Here is a 20,598-nt window from a genome sequence, read left to right as displayed (position 1 = left end):
TTAGCAATCAGAGAAAAACGACCAAATGCAAAGTCTGGACGACTAAATGGGGGTAAATTATAGACGAACTATTAGTCAAATAGCGGCCAATTGATGCCAAAGCCCAAAGAACGCCCCACAACGGGATAAAGGGGAGTAGAGAAATAACCACGGTTAAAAGGCCCTTGAAAACCTTGACCAGCGTTGGCCATTTTGATAAATAACCGCACACGGTTGATACGGGCATTGATAAAAAATTCCGTATAAACCACGCCTTCGGTTTTGGTCGAATTTTGAAGATGAAACTGCTGGGTTAAAGGCATATACGTATCTGCATAATACGTTGATTTATAGTGAATTTCCGCCCCTAACTGCAAGAATAATACTTTATAATAAACGAAGTCGAAAGTAGCTCTAAAGTTGGCCATGAAGCGAGGAATCCGCAGTACATTGTCGTTCGACACAAGTGTGTAGTAGGTCTGGCTCAAAAACTGAAACTTCCCAGGTTTCCATTGCGCCAGTGCGCCAACTTTTACCACACTAAAGGGTGACGTAAATTGTCGTACCACCGCTGCCGTATCATAGTAAATATAATTGCTAATTAAATGATAGTCTAGGCGCGGGCTGAAATGTACTTTTTTGGTATTGAGGTTTATCTGTCCGTAAATATTGTTGGAGTTGACCAAACGAAATTGATTATCCCAACGAAGGTGGTTGCTGTTATAATACTGTTGAAGAAAAGTAGGCGACGACAAAGACGTAAGATAACCCACAGAAAACCACTTACTTACGATATCACCTTTTATTTTAAAGTCTTTTCCTAGAAGATATTCAAATTCGGCAGTAGCTCGCTGAGTGCTATCTTTCAAATAATAAGCCAACCAAAGACCCACAAAGTTTTCAAATCTCCTGTGTTTGCTACTTCCATCTGTATTTGCCGACAAAAGAGAATCTAACACAATGCTACGTGGTATTTGGTTATGCTTTTCTACCATATTTAAGAAACGCACTCGGTAATGAGCGCGGTAATTGAAACCAAGGTAACGACCTTTTACCCCAAATTTGTTTTCAACCAACCTGAATGCCACTTCCTGGCGGGTACTTCCTGGATTGTAAATATAAGACCTAGACTGGAGGGTATTTATTTTTTGTAAAGTCGGTATTTGGTAGGTAGAATCATAGTAGTAATCATTATAAAAACCATATCGACTCCCCTGCGACAAATCGCTATCAGAATATATGTCGATGGTTCTTTTATAATCAAACACGTGATATACTTGAAACCCTTGCGCCAAGACGTACTGCTGATAAATATGCCAGTTGTTACGGCGTTCCCACGATTGCGCCGTTCTCAAAATAGCAGAAGGATTATTGTATTCTATTGTTCCGTCACTGCGAAAGTTTAGCGAATCGGGCGACATCCCACCTTGCTCGTATGCGCTGTGATTCAGGTGGTTAAACTGGCCCATTAGCAGATATTTCTCATCTTTGGAACGATAATTTCCATGAAACACGAAGGCCCAGTTTTGGGTCAGGTTGTTTTGGGAATCGCTCGTACCACTGGTGCCGAAGTATTTGTTGGTTGTAAAACGCTGGGCGTTGATGCCCAAATTGAGGCGAGGCGTGATGTTTTGGCTGTGGTCAAAACGGGCGATGTTTTGCCCTAAACCACCCAATGCTAAATACAGATTGGTGTAGGGAGACTTCGTATCAAAATACTTAACATCCTGAACAGCATAAGCATAGGGCGTGTACGCATCGTACCCAAACTGTGTTCCAATCTGCTCAATCGGGCGAAAAAAGAGGGAACGAGAGGCCGTTCCCAAATTTCCCAAATCGACCAGCTGAAAATCGGCCCGCTGAACGAAATTATAGCGATGAAAACCGTCGTAAGACGTGTCTATGGCGTAGAGCGTCTTGCGGTTGTTGAATACATCTTCTTCCAAAAAATAACGCGACGTATGCGGCCCATAAATCATTTTGGTCGAATCGTCGAGTTTGACTTGTCCACCCTGACCTAAGCCACCTCCCCCGCCGCCGCCAAACGACCCGTTTCCTGGCATACGAATTTGGCCGTAGCTTACTGCCGACCAAATGCTACAAACGATGATGAATAACCACTTTTTCACACCGCAAAGTTAGCATAAGTTTCTGCTCAATGCGTTTTCAAAAAGGATTTAAGAAAATTTAACCAATCAAAAATTCACTATATAGGTCAATTTCCTTTCTGTATTTGGATAATTTCAGCCGTAGAAAGTCCCGTCACTTCACTAATCAATTCAATGGACAACCCCTTTTTAAGCATATTCACAGCGATTTGCATTTTACTTTTAGCTTCTCCCTCATCAAAAGCAGTGTCGATTACATTTTTGAGGTCACGGTATGATTTTAAACTTTCCTCATATTGTACTTTTTCCTCTGAGCTAAATTTGGCAATCTCTGCCGCATCAAATAAGCGCTGGAATATCCTTTCTTGTAATTTTTCAGGGCGTTCTGTTAAGTTTGGTAAATGTTTCAAAACATATAACCATTTGTCGTAGGCTGTCTCTAGTTGTTCCTCATTTTTTGTAAAATGAGGCATTTCAAGATAGATAAAAGTCAATTTATCATAGAAAATTTCACAATTTTGGTTCTTCAACTTTACCTCATGCCTTACTTCTTTTTGAGCATTTCCATGTTCTTCATGGCTAAAAGTAAAATCTAGCACTCCAACGGTATAAATTGACGTCAGTTGATAGTTCCAATCACCCGTTTCTGCTTGTTCTTGAATAGGGAAGGTTGAATAAAATACACTTCTGTCCTTAAAATAATTTTGTTTAGCTTTTTGCATTTCTACAATAAAACGCTCTCCGTTAGAACTCATACAATATAAGTCGAAGATGGCTTTTCTATCGACTTCTGTTTGCCCTAATCGTTCATTGTTACGATATTTTAAATCTGCAATTTTCTTGTTTTTAGGCAATATTACTTCATTCAAAAAATCAATCAGTAAGTCTTTGTTCAGTTCTGTACCGAACAACTTTTTAAATCCAAAATCAGTAAATGGATTTATGTATCTTTCTTTGACCACCATTTTGTCACTATTAAAGTCTAAAAATACGGCTTTTTCCTTACTACAACTGCCTAGCCAATAAAAAAAGGCTTTTGCAAGCCTCATTTTAATTCTCTTGAAAAATTGTTCATTTTGTTAATCTGGCAGTACCTTCACCATGATGTCTTTGTACATCACTTTGCTTTTGGGGTCGTGGGCTTGGAGGGCAAAAGTGCCGTTGCTGATTTTACGGCCTTCCGTAATTTTCTGTCCTACTTCCTCGGGTTCGGTGTAGTCAATCACCGTTTTGTCGTTGATTTTGACCCGAATACGCTTGCCTTCCACGATGATGTGCTCGGTGTACCATTCGTTGTCGTTGACAAACACATCTTTCAAATCTTGCACGCCATACACACTTCCTGTGCGGCGCCAGTCGGTGTGTGAGTTATTTACTTGAATTTCGTATCCTTTGGAAGGCCAGCCTTTTTCTTGGTATTTGGTATGAATATACATCCCCGAATTGGCACTTGGGAAGGTCATCACTTGGGCTTTGTATTCAAAATTTTTGAAGTCGTGGCCGTTGATTTCACCATCGTAAAACAAGTGCCCGCGTGGGCCATTGACCACAATAGCGCCGTCTTCGACTTTGAACGAACTCGCGTTTTCGCCTACTTTCCAACCTGCCAACGATTTTCCGTCAAAAAGTGAAATCCATTTTCCTGTTTTTGCTTTTTGGGCAAACCCAGCCGTCGCCAAAAAGAGTAGTGCGACAAGACTAACCGTTTTTTTCATCTGTGTTATGGATATAAAGGTTTAAAACCGTATAAGGATGTCGAGGGGTTATTACTACTTTTGTTGTGTCAATTCTTTTTGTCAACCATCGTAATTTTCGACTTGTTTTGATTGAGCAATTACTTCTTCGTCACGACTTTGCCCCTGTGGTTCCTTTTCAATGGTCGAAGGGCAACTACCTTGTGCTTGATTTTACGGACAACAACCCCGACCTAGCCACCGTCGATTTGCAAAACAGTGAAGTCTTTTCAGACTATGTTTTTGGAAAGCTTCAACAAGCCAAAGTGGTGGTAGGTGTCGGTGGCTATAACGAACACCGCACGATTTACCGCCGCAGTGCGCATTTCCAACAAACCGACGAGCCGCGTTGTATTCATTTGGGCGTTGACATTTGGGCGTCGGCGGGTACACCCGTCTTTGCCCCACTCGACGGCAAGGTGCATAGTTTTGCCAATAATGCTAACTTTGGCGACTACGGCCCAACGATTATTTTGGAACATCAACTTGAAGGAATAACCTTTTACTCATTATATGGACACCTCAGCGAAGAATCCTTGCGGGGGCTTTACGAAGGGAAATTCATCGAAGAAGGAGATCGTTTTGCGAGTTTTGGCAATTATCCCATCAATGGCGATTGGCCCCCTCACCTGCATTTTCAGCTAATGACTGACTTGCTCGGCCTCAAAGGAGACTTCCCTGGCGTATGTTCATTGGCAGAACGAGAAAAGTTTTTGCAACTTTGTCCCAATCCGAATTTTATTTTAAAAATCGAAGGGCTATAAATTAGCAAGGGGCGAAGGGCAAATTGGCAAGAGGCAAAGTTGAACGTGGTGAGGGTTGCTAATGTGGGAAGGGTTGCTCACAACCCGACAAGCGCTGCGAATGTCGAGTGTAGAATGCAGAACGTTGAATGTGGGAAGGACGCTAAAGTGGGAAGGGTTGCTCACAACCCGACGAGCGCTGCGAATGTCGAGTGCAGAAGGTAGGACGACAAAGCCGACCTCGTCGTACCTCGGAATGACTAAAACAGAAGCCTGAAAACCCAAAACAGGAAACTTAAAACCAGAAACAAGTAACTATAAATATGAGCAATCGTCGTTTGAGAATGGGACAGTACAACCGCTTGAAAGTCATTAAGCAGTTGGATTTTGGGATTTATCTCGATGGCTACGAAGATGAGATTTTAGTACCCAAACAGTACGTACCCGCCGACATTCAAATCGGGGATTTTTTGGACGTTTTTATCTATCGTGATTCTGAAGACCGCGCCATTGGTACCACACTTGAACCCTACGGAACGGTGGGCGAGTTTGTGTATTTGACGGTCACGATGGTCACTTCCTTGGGTGTTTTTATGGATTGGGGACTTCCTAAAGACCTTTTTATTCCGTTCAAACAACAACGTGATAATATGCTCGTGGGTAAAAGCTTTTTGATTTTTATCCACCTCGATACCAAAACCGATCGTATTGTGGGTTCGGCTAAAATTGAGCGCTTTTTGGAGGAAGATATTTCGGAACTTTCGGAAGGGATGCAAGTCGATATTTTACCTTACGAATACACCGACATGGGTATCAAAGCCCTTATCAATCAGCGGTATTTGGGGGTATTGTACCGCGATGAAGTATTCAAAAACATCGAACTGGGCAAAACAATTAGTGGATTTATCAAAAAAATAAGAGAAGACCAAAAAATAGACTTGGCGTTGGTTGAGCAATCGTACAACCGCATAGAAGGCAGTAAATCAGACGTTTATCAGCAACTTCAAGCCGCTAATGGGTTTCTTCCTTTCAACGACAAATCAGACCCTGCGGCGATTTATCGCACCTTTGGAATGTCTAAAAAAGACTTCAAGAAGGCCATCGGTGGGTTGCTGAAAGAAGGAAAAATCAGCATCAAGGAAGATGGGATTCACGGCGTAGCTTCTTAGTAATTTTACTTAAACTATGCACTTGTTGGACAGGCGAAGGTGTTGTAAGACGCAAATTAAAACAAACAGCCGCCTCAAATGACGGGACGGCTGTTTATAGATACAGGAAATAGCGGTTTTACTTCACTGTTCGTTTCTCCACCTTAACATAAGTATATTTTGGTATCTTCCAATATACTCGATATTCCATAGGTGCAATGCTCCCTGGCCCATTCCCATTGAAGGGAACTACTACCAATGTTCCAGTAAAGTATTCGTAGCGAGCATAGATAGCCAAACGAGCCTGTTGATAAGCAGCCAATTTTTCTTTACGAGTTACTGTTGCAATTTGCGCCATAGACTCTTTCAAAGTGTTTTTGGCTTCAATACAGACATTCGACATCAAGACTTCTATTTCTGCTTTTGTGCAGATAGAAGATGACACTGAAGCTGTGACCTCACGCTGTTTTTCTGAATTGTATTTTAATTCGATTTCGGATGGTTTTGTAAAAACAGCATAAGGCGCCCAACTTGTATTACCCATAAAAACATCTTTAGCGTCGTATTTGTACGCATTTTTAATATTTTTGGCGTAAGTTGTTGCCCCAGTTCATTCGGCAGAGTGAACTACTGGCGGTGTTTGAGGCGTTACGGCCTCGTTTTCTTTTTGACAAGCCATAGGAGCGACCAATAAGGAAGCTACAACCATGATTTTAAAAAATTTGTAAGTCATTGTATGTTTGTTTTTTTGATTTGACAAATTGCAATGACTACCTTTGATAGCCATTGCGGTACTGCGGAGGCAAAGCCCTTGTTCGTATGTTGTCCAGACGGTCGAGCAGGGCTTTTTTGTTGAGGGGGCGGGGAGTTGTTTTTGATTGGCATAGTTAGATTAGGGATAATTGTTTGAATACGTTTTACCATTTCATTAATGGAGTTGGTAATTCCAGAGCATATATCTATTCCTTGGTTGATGGCAAATAGTAACGAGATAACTAAAAACACAGTTCATGTTTTTGATTATCAGACTTTAAGACAAATGAATCGAAAATGGCATTTGGCGAAAAAACTTTAATGGCATTCATAAACTCATTCATACACAATTGCACTTGTTCATCCTCTGGTTTTTCTATAAAATCAAAATTGACAAACATACTTTGGTCGGATATTTCTATAACAGATTGTTTTGATTGCCGCCAACAGAATCGCCTTGTCAAAACAGTATCGTTATCTACCAAAATAATTTCATTGGGTTGTACTTTCTCGTAATAATCACTACCAAATCCCATATACAACTCTTGACCTGTCGCTTTTTTCAGAATAACATTTGTAACCTCATTCTTGATTGGATGCACACCAATAGGCATTTGAAACAAAATACTGAAATAGTTACCCAAATCAACGATTGGGTTGATGGTTTTGAGTGTGCCATTATTAAGTATTCGGCGAGTAAGAGCCTCAAATGAAACTCTGTCTTTCGTAGGGTCAATACCCATTTGTCTAAATACTGCTCGCCACGATTTCACAGGTTTTGATTCTGCCAAATTTTCGATATTGGCAGTCAGTTTCGTGTTAAGTTCCGAAAAGTTTATGGTTGATAAGCCTGTATTATCAACATTTCGACAGGTTACAACACCCCTACTGAAATCGGGGTGTTGCAACAAAATCGAAGGCTCTATTTTATACGACAATTGTCTCATTATCATTAATTTTGATGAATAGTTGATTGTTTTCTACAAGGGTCTCGTAAACTTTAATTGCCCATTTCTGCACATTACTTTTACCGCTTTCCATGCAAAACTTAATTGGGTGCATGGGACATTGTAGCCTTAAATCATCACTAACTAAGGCAGCGTTTAAATCTGCATTTTGATGGGGGCAGAATCGTTGGTGGGCAATGAACTTGTCTTTAACCCACCTTACAACCACTTCTCCTTTGAAATATACCTTCGCCTCCTTTACCAATTCGGCAGAAGCAATAAATATCGTTTTCATTTTGAATCGGCTTTAAATAATTGATTAACAATGGGATAATAACTTAAAAAATCGAACTCCTTGACTCTCAGAAAAAATAACGTCCGAAGGTCAGCAGTGGCAAATCTTTCACTTTTGTCTTGTTCATCACAAAATTCATTTATCTCGTCAATGGTTAAAGATGTTTTATTCCCTACCAATTTTGCAGCCACCCACGTATGAAGCTCAATGTCTTGCAATAAAATCTCTTGTAAATTGACAAGCGACTTTTTAACAATGCCCGACTTGTTTATAGACGCACAAGCAAGCAACTCTCTCTTTGCATTCATAAATGCCGACCACCACAAGTTATCTTTTCCAGTAAACCCTACACCCATCGAAGGACGAATATAGTTCTGATAAACTGCCTTAGGCATCATAGATCCCAACACCATAGATACGGTGGTTGCTCTAACTGCAACACCAATCTTTGATATTGTCATGGCAGCTTCATGGTAGTTTTGGTCTTCTAATTCCTGTTTTGCTTGCTTGCTAAACATGGTAGCATACATGGCATTGAGTGCGAAATCGTAATGCGAAATCATCCAACGGAAGAAACAGGTCGTAATACGGCAGTCATTAACGATTGGGTCGTTCAATGAGGTGTCGATGTAATGCGGCAACTCGTTTGAATTTGAATCTGTTGCATTGGCTCCAATACCTGTAATTACTGATGCAATAACTTCCCAACGTAAAATTACTCCTCTCAGAAAGTTGCTCACCTCGAATTCATCAATGTTTATATTCTGAAATTCGAGTAACATACAGTAAGTAATCATGGCATCAACTTGGGCTAATTCAAGCGTGTCCATTTCATTAGTTTCGGTTACACCAAAATACTCGTTGTAATGTTGATACCTTTCATTTTGATTTTTAACCACATTAAGTTTAGCTAAATCGATACAATTTAGTTCTGCCCGAATTTGGAACAGAGAATGTGCTACTTTTCTGAGTTGCTTATTCGTGTCAGATGCCCAAGTGGTTGTATTTTCGAGTTCTTGGATAACCTCGCTGGATAGATATAGAAAATCTTGAATCCTGAATTGCAACACAGGCAGATTAACACCATGACCCTTTTTAATAAAACATGGTACGTGGGCATTGACAGGCAGTAGGCATTTGAGCCTTACTATATACTCGTCAAAGTTGTTTTGCGATTGAGAGATAGCATAATAGCCACCGTCATCATTTTGTAATGGGTACGACATGAATTATTTTTTTTAAGTGAAAAAAATAAACTATGCCTTAGCCCCGTGAGATTTTTTTAGAAGCAATTGTAAGAATAACGCCGTACGCTCGTTATCTTTGCGATGTTCCAAAAAGCAATGCTCACGGGACACAAAAGAGCCTCGCACCGTAGTTCACTTGGCAAAACTTTGATACTGGCCTGAGAAACTCGTATTCAAAGATTCGGCGAACACTTGTGGGGTTCTTTGCTTTTTAAGGCAGTACAAATTTACCCTAAAACCAAACATTTAACAACAATGACAACCGTCATATTCTCGTAAAATTTTTATTTTTTTATAATAAATCAGGGCATAAAATATTGATATTCAATATTTTATGCCCTGATTTCACTCTCAATTGCTTGCTTTCGATGCAGATAAATACTTGTTCCTTTTAGTACCTATTTTGTTACAAGCTGTTCGACCTTGTTACAGGCTGTTCAACTTTGTTATTTTTTGTTCCCAAAGCCAGTTTTTTTCCTTCAGAGACACATAAGGCGGATTTACACTTATATCTAATAAAGAAGTTGAATTGACAGAGTGTAAACCCAAAGAGGCTAAGTTCTTTCTATAATTTGGCGTATCTGCATCAGATTTATGTTTTATTGTGTAATCTTTTGAAAATACCTTGTTTTTGAAGACATCCAAAACATACCGAGGCATTACGTTTTTGACAAACCTCATGTCTTCGTGATAAATGATTTTGTTATTATTTCGTAATTGACAAAGACACAATATTGTCCTACGAATGATGAGTGTATCTCGAAATCGATTTTCAACACCTCGAACGGCAGACAATTCCATACAAACGCTATTGCATTCTATCCATTCATGGAATTGGACAGATGTTGCAAGACACATTTCATTGGGATTCTTAAAAAAAGTTAAAAAGGCTTCAACGGCTTGTTGCACTTCATTATAAATTTGATCAGTAAATGATATATCATTTTCCTTATCTTTCAACATGTTGACAAGTTGATCTCTTCGTTTTTTTTTGCATTGGTTATCGCTTTTCGGTTTATCAGTCCCCCAATATAAAATATCATGCTCCTCCGCCATTTCTGTTTTTGTTTTGTGGATAGCTCGGGCAATGGTGGTTTCACACAAAATATCGTTGATAAACGATGAAATGATGTTGAACTCATCTTCGATGAGTTGTCTTGATAGAAAAAGGGTCAATGTACCATTGTATTCACCATGAGCCACTCTGGGACGAATAAAATATACAAAGGCCCTACCATGGTTTTGAAGAAGGCTGTCGTACAAATCGAAAGTACGGGCGAAGCCATCCCTTTCGTCAGTTTCGACATTGAGAGCCGATACTGCATTGTCAAAATCAACCAATCCTGTAAGTTCATTGACTTGGACATAAAGTTGATTAACGTCAATTTGTCCACCTCTGCGTGCTGTAATAGATTGAAAATTATTGAGATTAACAAATAGACAGTCTATTGGTTGAATATAGACAGAGTTTGAATCAATGGTTTTAAAGAAACAAAAACCAGTTTTCCTATTTTCAATGATTAGCTTTTCCGAAATACTCAAAAGGCTATTCGGATATTGATTGGCTTTTGCTTTTACTTCTTCAAAAATTTGGGAATAGTCTAAGCAGAATTTGTTGGATAAATTGTTATAGCGTTGATTTACCTTTTTTAACAGTGGGTGAACACTATTGATATTGCCATTTTCAGCCAAATAATAGGCATCAAACATCAACAAGTCATTACCGAAATATTGTTGTAAATCATCAAATAGAAGAGCAAAACCTTCGGAAATATAGCTTTCTTCATGTGCTAAAAAATCTCCAATAGCATATTTTTGAATATACCGTTTTTGAACTTCTTGTAGACTTATACGAGTAGCTGTTGATACTAACATAGCTTATGTTTTAAAAGCGTTATTGTCTAAAATATCTCTACATAGCTTTGTATTCATTTCATAATAAAATTTAAAATGAGTAAAGAAGGTCACTAAATTATCTTGGCCAACCACTTCGTTTATCATTTGTTCGGTCATGGCCACATGGTACTTTTCAGCAGGATTGTCACCGCCAACGTGCAAATAAAAGTATTCTAATTTATTGCGTTCTATTTCGGGGAAAACTTGCATAACACTATCCCAAAGTGACAAAATCATGATTTCGGAATGAACCTCTAAGGCTACCAATGCAGCACAGCGTTGGACATCGTCTATGTTGGATAATCCCTTTGATAATTGCACGAAATAGTATTTGAGATACGAATTATGTGTCGGTGAAATGTCTTTGCCAAAAAGAAGTTTCAAATCACGTCTCAACATATTTGAATGAAAATCAGAAGTATCCAACAAAGAAAGTAGAGCTTCGTGACCGCCAGCAATCACTTTGTTGTAATTCCCAGTTTCATCAAATGAAAGAAATGCAGCAACCGCAGTAGTAATTTCAATTTTTCGGTCTATCGGTCGCCCAGAGAAAACGCAATTCAAAAATAATTCGTTGCTTGACCCACCAATAATATAAGGGGCACAAAGGCATAAACCCAAGTATTCGGCTAAAACACCCTCTACATTCGCTTTGTCTATTCCTGCCGTAAATGGGTGCTTATTGTATTCGTTATTTATCAAATGCTCGATTTGACTGTGAATATTACTGTCCATGTTTTCTTAATTTTCGTTTTCTACAAAGTCTAAATCGTTCTCAAATCTTTCTTTCAACAAAAAAACGGCAACAAGTGCCACTAACACAGAAGCAATACTAACAAAAGCCCCTGCCTTTATGATACCGAGTGAAACTGCTAAACTTTTGTATAAAAACGAAAAAGGAATCTGTAAGCCTCTCGCAAAGTTTGGAACGCTTGTGGCTACTGTTGCTCTAAGGTTAATACCAAACTGTTCGGCAGCATTAACACAAACGATTGTCCAATAGCCCATAGCAGCCCCAATAAGTCCGCATCTAATATAAAAACCATTGGCAGTTTCAAATGGAATGAATAAGTAAGCAATAACAGCAAAGATTTGAAGCGCCAAAAAGATATAAAGTGTCTTTTTTCTGCTTTGAAGTTTCTTACTCAACAAGCCACTAATACCATCAAAAATGGTCAAGCAAACATAAAAATAGAGCAGAGCCGTAGCCGCCGAAGGTGGCTCAGAAAGCCCTAATTTTGTGCCAAATTCTGGTGCTAAGGTAATAAAAGTTCCTGCAAATACATAAGTGGGTGCCCCTACCAAAACACACAGGATATATTTGACCAAAAGGCTTTTATTACCCAAAAGTTGCAGAATGTTTCCTTTTCCTATCGAAGACGCATACACTTTTTTGAACATTTCACTATCGGCTACTGATACTCTAAACAATAGCAAAGCAAGCCCCATGACACCACCCACCATGTAAGAAGTTTGCCAAGTCATTTTTGAGGCTACCAAAGCAGCTACAACTCCTCCTAACATTCCGAAAGAGGCCAATATTGCTACACCATAAGAGCGTTTATGTTTTTCTAAAACCTCACTGATGAGAGTAACGCCCACTCCTAACTCACCAGCCAAACCTACGCCTGCCACAAACCTCATCACAGCATACATTCCTACCGATGAAACAAAGGCATTGGCAAAAGTAGCCACCGAATAAGCTATAATTGAGCCAAATAAAACCACCATACGCCCTCGTTTATCAGCAAAAACACCCCAAAATAGACCTCCTACAAGCATACCCGCAAGTTGCCAGTTTAAAAGCGAAAGTCCAACATTTGCAAGTTCCGTTTCGGGAACACCGATAGCAATTAGCGATGCTTTTCTAACTGCCGAAAACAGCAAGATGTCATATACGTCGCAAAAATAGCCCAGTGAGGTTACTATCACGAGTAACCATTCTGGTTTGGAAAATAATTTTTTCATACAATATTTTTTAAGATTTTGGGCGAAATATACACAGTAAATACACTACATTGTCAGGCATTGTTCGGTAGAAAGAAAATAAACTTGTTACTTTTTGTTCTTAGTTTTTGGAAAGAAGTAGTTACAATTTGGTATCTTTACCATGCCCCCCCCATATGTACGAATACATTGGCCCAATCACCGAATACAGCTATTAGTTTACCAGCCTAAGGACTGAAAAAGAAGTAACAAAAGTGATACAGTTCACAAAGTAAAACCATGAAAGAGCATAAAGAGCATACCACTGCACTATTGACACACCAGTACGCTGTGGTAAATAGAAACATAAAAATACCAACGAGTGTCTCCAATAGTTCTCTCTTGTTTATTTCAAAAAACTTAGGGAAGATACATTAAGAAATAGTGTAAAATAAGAAAAATTTTCAACCTTTAGGGCAAGACCCCCATAAAAAGAGCGTGGCCATGGGTCACGCTCTTTTTCACTAATTTCTATTGTTTACCCCAATAGATGTCTTTATATTCAAACGGGAATGTCAGCGTTAATAGGTAGCTACCACCCTAAAGACGCACCTACTGAGGAAAAGGTTGGAATCGCTTTCAATTATTTTTCACTTTCTTTCATTTTTTTCAAATCTTCCTTCTGATCATCGCGTAGTGTCGGGTATTTGATACCCAATTGCTCCAAATACGTTTTGTATTTTGTGGGGTCATAATAATACTTCGACAACTCAGGCTTGAACTTCTCCATGATGTTGCGATTCAGGTACACCGCAGGAACTTCTTTGGGCGAAATAAGCGGTTCGTACTTCTGCTCTTTGGTTTGCTCGTTACGGTAATACTCCCAAGCTTCTTTGATAATTTCTGGCTTCAACAGCATGTCTATCAGCGTCATCGCCTCCGCTTTTGCGCCATATACCACGCCTTTGTGCGCGATAGGCGTCGCCATCGAAATGGCATTCGACCAATGGTGGCCTGGCAAGCCTGGAATATTGGAAGGATAACGCAGCACAATCGTTGGCAATGACCAAGAAATATCCGCAATGTCGTCGGAGCCACCTCCAATCGACATGGCCTGTCCGCCCATCATCCGCGTAGGCGAATCAGCAGGTAAACCTAACGTATCCAATTTTGTAGCCAAGCCCGAAATTTTCGGTGCTTGCAATTCTTTTTGAGAAGCTTTTGCCAGCATTTGGTCTTCTTCTGACCACGTAGGCAGCCCTACTTTTTTGATGTTTTGGTACATCGCTTCCGCAATAGGCTTGTTGAAGTGCCCAGGCCAAGCCGACCCCAAAATTTCGTAGGTAAATTTGGTATCGGTCATCAAAGCCGCCCCTTCCGCGATTTTCACGCCGATGTCAAACAGTTTTTTGATTTTAGGATAAGAGCGCTCGCGAAAATAATACCAAACCGCCGCTTTAGAGGGGACAACATTTGGCTGATCGCCACCATCGGGGATGACATAATGCGAGCGTTGTGTTACTTCCAAGTGCTCACGACGGAAATTCCAGCCAACGTTCATCAATTCGACCGCATCCAAGGCACTTCGGCCACGCCAAGGCGCACCTGCGGCATGGGCGGCAGCCCCTTCAAAGTTGAAGCGAACCGAGACAAGTCCGTTGTTTCCTGCATCACCGTAAGAGACGCCTAAATTATTGGCTACGTGCGTAAAAATACAAGCATCTACGTCTTTGAAATAACCATCACGCACATAAAATGCCTTCGCTCCTACCAATTCTTCGGCTACGCCTGGCCACAACACCAACGTACCTGGGATTTTTTCGCGCTCCATGATGTCTTTGACCGCCAACGCCGAAATGATATTGAGGGCTTGTCCCGAGTTGTGTCCTTCGCCGTGGCCAGGTGCACCCGTCACGATGGGGTCTTGGTAGGCTACTCCAGGTTTTTGGGACGCTTTAGGAATACAGTCCACATCCGAGCCAATGGCGATGATGGGTTTTCCACTACCCCATTTGGCGAGCCACGCGGTGGGCATGTTGGCGATACCGCGTTCGATGGTGAAACCATTTTTTTCCAACAATTCAGTCAGATAACGCGAACTTTCAAATTCTTGGAAACCAAGTTCCGAAAAACTGAAGAGCATGTCGTTGATTTGCTGCCCCAATTCTGCGCGTTTCTCAACGCCAGCCACTGCCTCTTGTTTGAGTTTTTCGAGACGGGCTTGTTCGGGGGTAAGTTTGGGCGCTTTTTTGGATTGGGCAAAACTAACCATGCCTAATCCCACCAAAAGCACTGTGGTGTAGAGCGTTTTTTTCATAGTTTGGGTTAAGAAAAAGTGTAACTTACCCAAATGTAGGAAAAAACGCTCATTTTGGCCTATTTTGCCCTTAAAAGTAATTTTTAGCGGGTCGTTTTCAGCGCAATTCCCCCGTCGTATCCGTCAATAAGTGCCGCGTGTTGTTCTTCAAATTTGGATTTGCTGTCACTTTTTTTCCACGAAACCGCTGAGTAAAACTTACCTTCGTAGCGATTGATTTCTTCTTCTTGTACGGGTTTTCCATCCAACATGTAAATCAGCTTAGCATTTTTTTCAAAACCCGAAAAAAATGGTTGATCATACACAAAACCTCGCACGACAATCATCATCACCTCATTGCCCTCATTGTTTTTAAGAAAACGCTTGCTCAATCTTTTATTCGTCGTATTCAGCATTTTTCTCATGTTTTCTACAGCCAACATCCGTTCTTGTTCCGTTTTGAAAAAGCAATCATCAATCGTTTTTATATCCACCACGCCGTCCACTGCCCGAATTCCGTATTTTAAAATGGCTTTAGAGTCATTAGGTTTTGCTATGTAAGTCATCCCAAATTTACTTGGATCAACACGCGTCAGGACACTTGCTGGAAATTCTTCTCCATTGATAAAAACTAACGGATTTGTGCCCAATTCATTTGCTGGTAGAAAAGTACGTATGGTATCCACAGAGCCTCCTGAGCGAAGCGACAGTTTCTGCTCAAGCTTGGGAGCTGGCACTTTTTTGAAATCAAAGGCCTTTCTTTCCATCCATACAATTTTTTCATTTTTCACGTCTAGCTTGTGTTTCTTTACAAAGGCAGGGTATCTATTATACTCAGGTTCGAGGATATCCACTTTTTTTATGTGAGATGGCTTCAGTGACTTCACAACTTCCTCTTGCACCTTCATACCGTCCAAATAATAAATCGGGGATTTGCCCATCCCAATAACCAAACCCGTTGCGGTAGTACCCTCGCCCCCACGGGCAAAGATCAACATCTCTTTTATCCCGTCTGTTTTTGATGTAATCTCAACTCGTTTGAAGAAAATATCCTTTGAGCGCATCTCCTGCACAATCTTATTGAATTCTGTGTATGAATTTTCGTCAGGAAGGCGTTCGTCTTGAGCCGTTTTTTGAGGTTCAAAAGGCTTTAAACGCCTTTGTTTTTTCATAGACTCAGTCCGTTCAGTAGCTAAATTGTTATCATGCACTCTCAAAGGATACGTTTTCGCGGGTACTTCTTTGGGGGTAGTCGTTGCTGGTAGTTCGTTATATACAAGCACTTCTTTACGCGGCGCAAAGGCCAAAACTCCCGCTACTCCCAGCGGTAATCCAAAGGCATACAATAGTTTTTTCATGGCAGATGTTGGTTTTTGAAATAAAAAATGAATACGGTTTGTGACGGGATGTTTTCCAAAAGAATGGACCAGAGAATGTGACGACTGGGTCGCCAATTTCAAAATCAAATAAGCGTAGGTTTTGGCATCAAAGCGAGCCGCTAGCTGCGCATCTACCTCATATTCATGGATTTCGGCAAGCGATTTTTTATAGAAATATATGGCGGGATTAAACCATAAAATCACTTTACATAGCTCAATCAGCAGCACATCTACGGAATGAAACAGCCGAGCGTGCATTTGTTCGTGCAACAACACTTGCTGTGTTTCTTCTTCGGTGAGCGCCTGTGAATTCATAAAGACAACCCCAAAAAACGAGGCAGCAGTAAAAGGTTCCGATACTTCTACCCAGTCTTTATTGGCGTCGTTTTGGCGTTTTTTGCTCAAAAGTGCAATTTTCCATAGTCGTCGGGTCAACACAACCAAAGACACCAAAAGACCCATAACGTACCCCACTATACTCCCTTGTTCCCACGTCAGCGTTGCGAACCAATATTTCTTTTCAGGGATAGGCTCCACTCCTCTTAATTTACTGTTAATCAGTTGACTAGATTCTCCATCCAACGATTGGACGCTTTGCTCAAAAACCTCACTTTGTGGTGAAGTGACAGGTTCTTCCGCCACGGGAACGACCTCTACGATTCGCTTTTGCTCTATTTCTACCCACGGAATCAGAAAACTCAACAGTAAAGTCAGCAGCAGGTAAATTCGATTGAGACGATGAAAGGTAAATCGTCGAAATAGAAAATAGTACAACCCATAAAATAGCCCCAAACAGGCCGACACTTTGAGCAAATAGAGCAAGAGCAGCATCTTACTGGTTGTTTATAAATTGGCGAAGTCGTTCTATTTCAGCCGCGTCCAAGGTTTTATCATTGACCATAAACGACAATAAACTGGCGGGCGAATTGTCGAAATAATTGGCCAGTACCTTGTGAAAGGTTTGTTTTCCGTACGACTCTTTGGGGATAATAGGAAAGTATTCGTACGTCTTTCCGTAGGCTTTGAACCCAACAAATCCTTTTTTCTCCAAAATACGAACGACCGAAGAAATCGTGTTGTAAGGTGGCTTAGGCTCGTCGTCGAGTCGCTCAATAATGTCTTTGACAAAGCATCGTTCCAAATCCCAAATGATTTGCATGATGCGCTCTTCTGTGCGTGTTAGTTCTTCCATGCCTCAAACTTACACCTGATTTTTCAGTTATACAACTGTTTTATCAGTTTTATTTAAAAAAGTTTTCAATAACCTGAAATACGTATATTTGTCTATTGCCCTTCTAACTTCACTTCAAACCATTTACTTACTCGTATGAGACAACTTTTTCTTGCCTTTTTTATGGGCGTGACCCTGTGCCTTCATGCCCAAAACGGTTATTTTTTTCCCAACAAAAAATTTAATCCTTCGATACCCACCCCCGAACAGTTTTTGGGGCACGCGATTGGCGATTACCAAACCCGCTACGACCGCTTGGTGGCTTACATGTACGAACTCGACCGCCTGTCGGAGCGCGTGCAGGTGAAAGTCATTGGAGAAACCTACGAAAAACGCCCGCACTTGGTCGTATTTTTTTCGTCGCCCGCCAACATGGCCAAGTTGCCCGAACTGCAAAACGAGCACTTAAAACTCACCGACCCCAACGCGGCCATGCCTGACGTAGCCAAAATGCCCGTTTTTGTTCAGCTCGGGGCCAACGTTCACGGCAATGAAACGTCGGGAGGAGAAGCCATGATTTTGGCGGCTTATTATTTCGCCGCCTGTGAAGACGAAGACGCCAAAAAGATGTTGGACGAATCGGTGGTCTTGATTGAACCCGTGCTCAACCCCGACGGTCGCGACCGTTTTGTGAGTTGGGTCAACCAACACCGTGGCACTCCTCTGGTATCCGACAACAACGACCGCGAACACCTCGAAGTATGGCCTGGCGGCCGCACAAATCACTACTGGTTTGACCTCAACCGCGACTGGTACCTGGCCGTCCACGTCGAAAGCCAGAACCGCTTGAAGTTTTACCACCAATGGCTCCCCAACGTCGTCACCGACCACCACGAAATGGGTACTAACTCCACTTTTTTCTTTGAGCCTACCAAAGAAAACGCCGAAAACCCACTCGTGCCACAGTACGTTTATAAAACCCTCAACGGGAAATTTGCCAAATACTACGAAAAAGCGTTGAACGCCATTGGGTCGTTTTACTATACCAAAGAGTCGTTTGATAACTTGTACCCAGGCTACGGCTCCAGCTACCCCGACATGGAAGGAGGACTGGGGTTGTTGTTTGAACAGGCAAGTTCGCGGGGCTTTGTACAAGATAGCCCCAACGGCCCCGTTACGTTTGCGTTTACGATACGCAACCAACTCGTCTGCGCCTTGGCTACCTGCCAAGCTGCCGTGGACGAGCGCCCAAATTTGCTCAAATTCCAACGTGAGTTTTTTGCTTCGGCCATTTCGGAAGGGAACAAAAACGCCATCAAAGGCTATGTAGTAGGCGAAAGTGTGGACGCAACGCGCCTACGCCGTTTTACGCAAACGCTGTTGCACCACCACATCGAATGTTACCAATTGACCGATAACCTCACCATCGACGGAAAGGTGTATGAAAAGGGGAAAGCGCTCTTCGTTCCCACGGCTCAGCCCCAGTACCGCCTCGTGCAAAGTGTGTTTGAGAAACCTACCAAATTTGCCGATAGCCTTTTTTATGACGCGTCTGCGTGGAACTTACCGTTAGCGTTTGGATTAGCCCAAGGCGAGGTTCGTACACCGATTGCAAAGGGAGCGCGCATTGGCCAAGAATTTATGCAATCGACGGTAACTATTCCTACCAAATCACCCTACGCTTACTTGCTCGACTACTCCGATTTTATGGCGACCAAAGCGCTATATCGTTTGGTAAGTCAAGGCATTTTGGTCAAAGTAGCGACCAAAGCGTTTAAGATTGGAGACAAATCGTACAGTCACGGGGCGTTGATGGTGCCCGTTGAGACCCAAACCCTTTCGCCCGATGCCCTTTACGAAGCCATCAAAGCCGCTGGTCAAGAAGCAGGCGTTTCGTTTGTAGGTGTACCGACGGGTTATAGCCAAATGGGAGTCGATTTGGGAAGTAATACCTTCCAAAAAGTAACCAAACCCGAAGCGCTCATTGCGGTGGGTCAGGGCGTAAATGGCAACGAAGTAGGCGAAGTGTGGTATTGGCTCGACACGCACGTGGGAATGCCTATTACCAAAGTGGATGTCGGGATGCTTCCACGGCTCAACCTCAGCAAGTACAACGTCATTGTGCTGGTTTCGGGGCAGTACGACCGCGCCCTTGCGCCCAAAATTAAGCAGTGGGTGGCCAACGGTGGTACACTCGTCACGCTCAAAACTGCTTCTGAATGGGCGATTCGCAGCGACATTGTCAAAGAAAAATTGCGGGTAAACACCAAGGCCGATTCGACAGCACTTGCCAAACGCGGGCGTATCAACTACGAAGATGCAGCCGCTTCGGAAGGTTCAAAAAATACGGGAGGAACCATTTTTGAGGCTGATTTAGACATTACGCATCCCATTGGATTTGGCTACAAAAACCGCAAAATTGCCCTTTACCGCAACAACAATACCTTTTTAGAGCCTTCTGCTAGTCCTTACAATACGGTGGTTCAATATTCCGACAAACCCTATTTAACGGGCTACGTGCATCCCCAATCGTTGAAAAAAATCAGCAGCTCCGCCGCCGTTGTTGTCGCTCCAGAAGGAAGCGGGCGCGTCATACTTTTTTCAGACAATCCAAGTTTCCGTGGAATTTGGTACGGTACAGAAAAGATGTTTTTCAACGCGTTGTTTTTTGGTGCCAACATCACTACACCAAACCCATTGGGCGGGGAATAAGCTCACCGTGTGTCAGGGTACTCATACCCTGACCATTCGACGCAAGCGGCAGGTTGGGAGCAACCCGCTTCACGGTGTGTCAGGGTACTCATACCCTGACCATTCGACGCAAGCGGCGGGTTGGGAGCAACCCGCTTCACGGTGCCTCAGGGTACTCATACCCTGACCATTCGACGCAAGCGGCGGGTTGGGAGCAACCCGCTTCACTGTGTGTCAGGGTACTCATACCCTGACCTTTCGACGCAAGCGGCGGGTTGGAAGCAAC

Annotated in this window: 17 protein-coding genes; 3 read left to right on the top strand and 14 right to left on the bottom strand. The window is 42.0% G+C overall.

The window, feature by feature from the left end; genetic code table 11:
• Nucleotides 1-71: 71 nt before the first annotated feature.
• From DTQ70_RS02075 to DTQ70_RS02065, 3 genes are all read right to left on the bottom strand, one after another.
• Nucleotides 72-2,108, bottom strand: coding sequence for a putative porin (locus DTQ70_RS02075; RefSeq protein WP_122929268.1), 2,037 nt, complete (start codon nt 2,106-2,108; stop codon nt 72-74).
• Nucleotides 2,109-2,194: 86 nt separating this feature from the next.
• A complete protein-coding gene (locus DTQ70_RS02070; protein ID WP_229600056.1) occupies nt 2,195-3,136 on the bottom strand; it encodes an Rpn family recombination-promoting nuclease/putative transposase in 942 nt (313 codons plus the stop codon).
• Nucleotides 3,137-3,166: 30 nt separating this feature from the next.
• Complete coding sequence (locus tag DTQ70_RS02065) at nt 3,167-3,802, bottom strand: DUF1080 domain-containing protein (RefSeq protein WP_122929267.1); 636 nt, start codon at nt 3,800-3,802, stop codon at nt 3,167-3,169.
• Between the two features lie 107 nt (nt 3,803-3,909).
• Between DTQ70_RS02065 and DTQ70_RS02060 the strand changes: the two genes are divergently transcribed.
• Nucleotides 3,910-4,584 (top strand): peptidoglycan DD-metalloendopeptidase family protein, encoded by a 675-nt coding sequence (locus tag DTQ70_RS02060; RefSeq protein WP_122934238.1) that lies wholly within the window; start codon nt 3,910-3,912, stop codon nt 4,582-4,584.
• A 302-nt stretch (nt 4,585-4,886) separates the two neighbouring features.
• Nucleotides 4,887-5,732 carry a S1 RNA-binding domain-containing protein gene (locus DTQ70_RS02055; protein WP_122929266.1) on the top strand — a complete coding sequence of 282 codons (846 nt, stop codon included), beginning with the start codon at nt 4,887-4,889 and terminating at the stop codon, nt 5,730-5,732.
• 118 nt (nt 5,733-5,850) lie between these two features.
• Here the strand turns inward: DTQ70_RS02055 and DTQ70_RS02050 are convergent, their stop codons facing one another.
• The 11 genes from DTQ70_RS02050 to DTQ70_RS02005 all read right to left on the bottom strand — a co-directional run bounded on the left by DTQ70_RS02050 (nt 5,851) and on the right by DTQ70_RS02005 (nt 17,642).
• The gene (locus DTQ70_RS02050) at nt 5,851-6,255 is read right to left on the bottom strand and encodes a hypothetical protein (protein ID WP_122929265.1); all 405 of its coding nucleotides are present in this window, start codon (nt 6,253-6,255) and stop codon (nt 5,851-5,853) included.
• A gap of 66 nt (nt 6,256-6,321) precedes the next feature.
• Nucleotides 6,322-6,444 (bottom strand): hypothetical protein, encoded by a 123-nt coding sequence (locus tag DTQ70_RS31180; RefSeq protein WP_255417948.1) that lies wholly within the window; start codon nt 6,442-6,444, stop codon nt 6,322-6,324.
• 262 nt (nt 6,445-6,706) lie between these two features.
• Entirely contained in the window at nt 6,707-7,411 is a 705-nt protein-coding gene (locus DTQ70_RS02045) for a B3/4 domain-containing protein (protein ID WP_164489815.1), read from the bottom strand.
• Complete coding sequence (locus DTQ70_RS02040) at nt 7,392-7,706, bottom strand: Rieske 2Fe-2S domain-containing protein (RefSeq protein ID WP_122929263.1); 315 nt, start codon at nt 7,704-7,706, stop codon at nt 7,392-7,394. The genes DTQ70_RS02045 and DTQ70_RS02040 overlap by 20 nt, the downstream gene beginning before the upstream one ends.
• Complete coding sequence (locus tag DTQ70_RS02035) at nt 7,703-8,932, bottom strand: hypothetical protein (RefSeq protein WP_122929262.1); 1,230 nt, start codon at nt 8,930-8,932, stop codon at nt 7,703-7,705. Before DTQ70_RS02035 ends, DTQ70_RS02040 begins: the two co-directional genes overlap by 4 nt.
• Nucleotides 8,933-9,379: 447 nt before the next feature.
• Entirely contained in the window at nt 9,380-10,828 is a 1,449-nt protein-coding gene (locus DTQ70_RS02030) for a hypothetical protein (protein ID WP_122929261.1), read from the bottom strand.
• A 3-nt stretch (nt 10,829-10,831) separates the two neighbouring features.
• The gene (locus DTQ70_RS02025) at nt 10,832-11,584 is read right to left on the bottom strand and encodes a hypothetical protein (RefSeq protein ID WP_122929260.1); all 753 of its coding nucleotides are present in this window, start codon (nt 11,582-11,584) and stop codon (nt 10,832-10,834) included.
• A gap of 6 nt (nt 11,585-11,590) precedes the next feature.
• Nucleotides 11,591-12,817 (bottom strand): MFS transporter, encoded by a 1,227-nt coding sequence (locus DTQ70_RS02020; protein WP_122929259.1) that lies wholly within the window; start codon nt 12,815-12,817, stop codon nt 11,591-11,593.
• Between the two features lie 601 nt (nt 12,818-13,418).
• Nucleotides 13,419-15,092 (bottom strand): amidohydrolase, encoded by a 1,674-nt coding sequence (locus DTQ70_RS02015; protein WP_122929258.1) that lies wholly within the window; start codon nt 15,090-15,092, stop codon nt 13,419-13,421.
• Nucleotides 15,093-15,175: 83 nt separating this feature from the next.
• The gene (locus DTQ70_RS02010) at nt 15,176-17,281 is read right to left on the bottom strand and encodes a M56 family metallopeptidase (RefSeq protein WP_122929257.1); all 2,106 of its coding nucleotides are present in this window, start codon (nt 17,279-17,281) and stop codon (nt 15,176-15,178) included.
• A gap of 1 nt (nt 17,282) precedes the next feature.
• Nucleotides 17,283-17,642 (bottom strand): BlaI/MecI/CopY family transcriptional regulator, encoded by a 360-nt coding sequence (locus DTQ70_RS02005; protein WP_028526247.1) that lies wholly within the window; start codon nt 17,640-17,642, stop codon nt 17,283-17,285.
• Between the two features lie 135 nt (nt 17,643-17,777).
• Here DTQ70_RS02005 and DTQ70_RS02000 point away from each other — a divergent pair, with 135 nt between their 5' ends.
• Nucleotides 17,778-20,333 carry a M14 family zinc carboxypeptidase gene (locus DTQ70_RS02000; protein ID WP_122929256.1) on the top strand — a complete coding sequence of 852 codons (2,556 nt, stop codon included), beginning with the start codon at nt 17,778-17,780 and terminating at the stop codon, nt 20,331-20,333.
• Nucleotides 20,334-20,598: the final 265 nt, after the last annotated feature.

The organism is Runella sp. SP2 (assembly GCF_003711225.1).
In the GTDB taxonomy this organism is placed as follows: Bacteria; Bacteroidota; Bacteroidia; order Cytophagales; family Spirosomataceae; genus Runella.
Note: the sequence above shows the minus strand (reverse complement) of the source record. Positions and strands in the feature narration are given on the sequence as shown.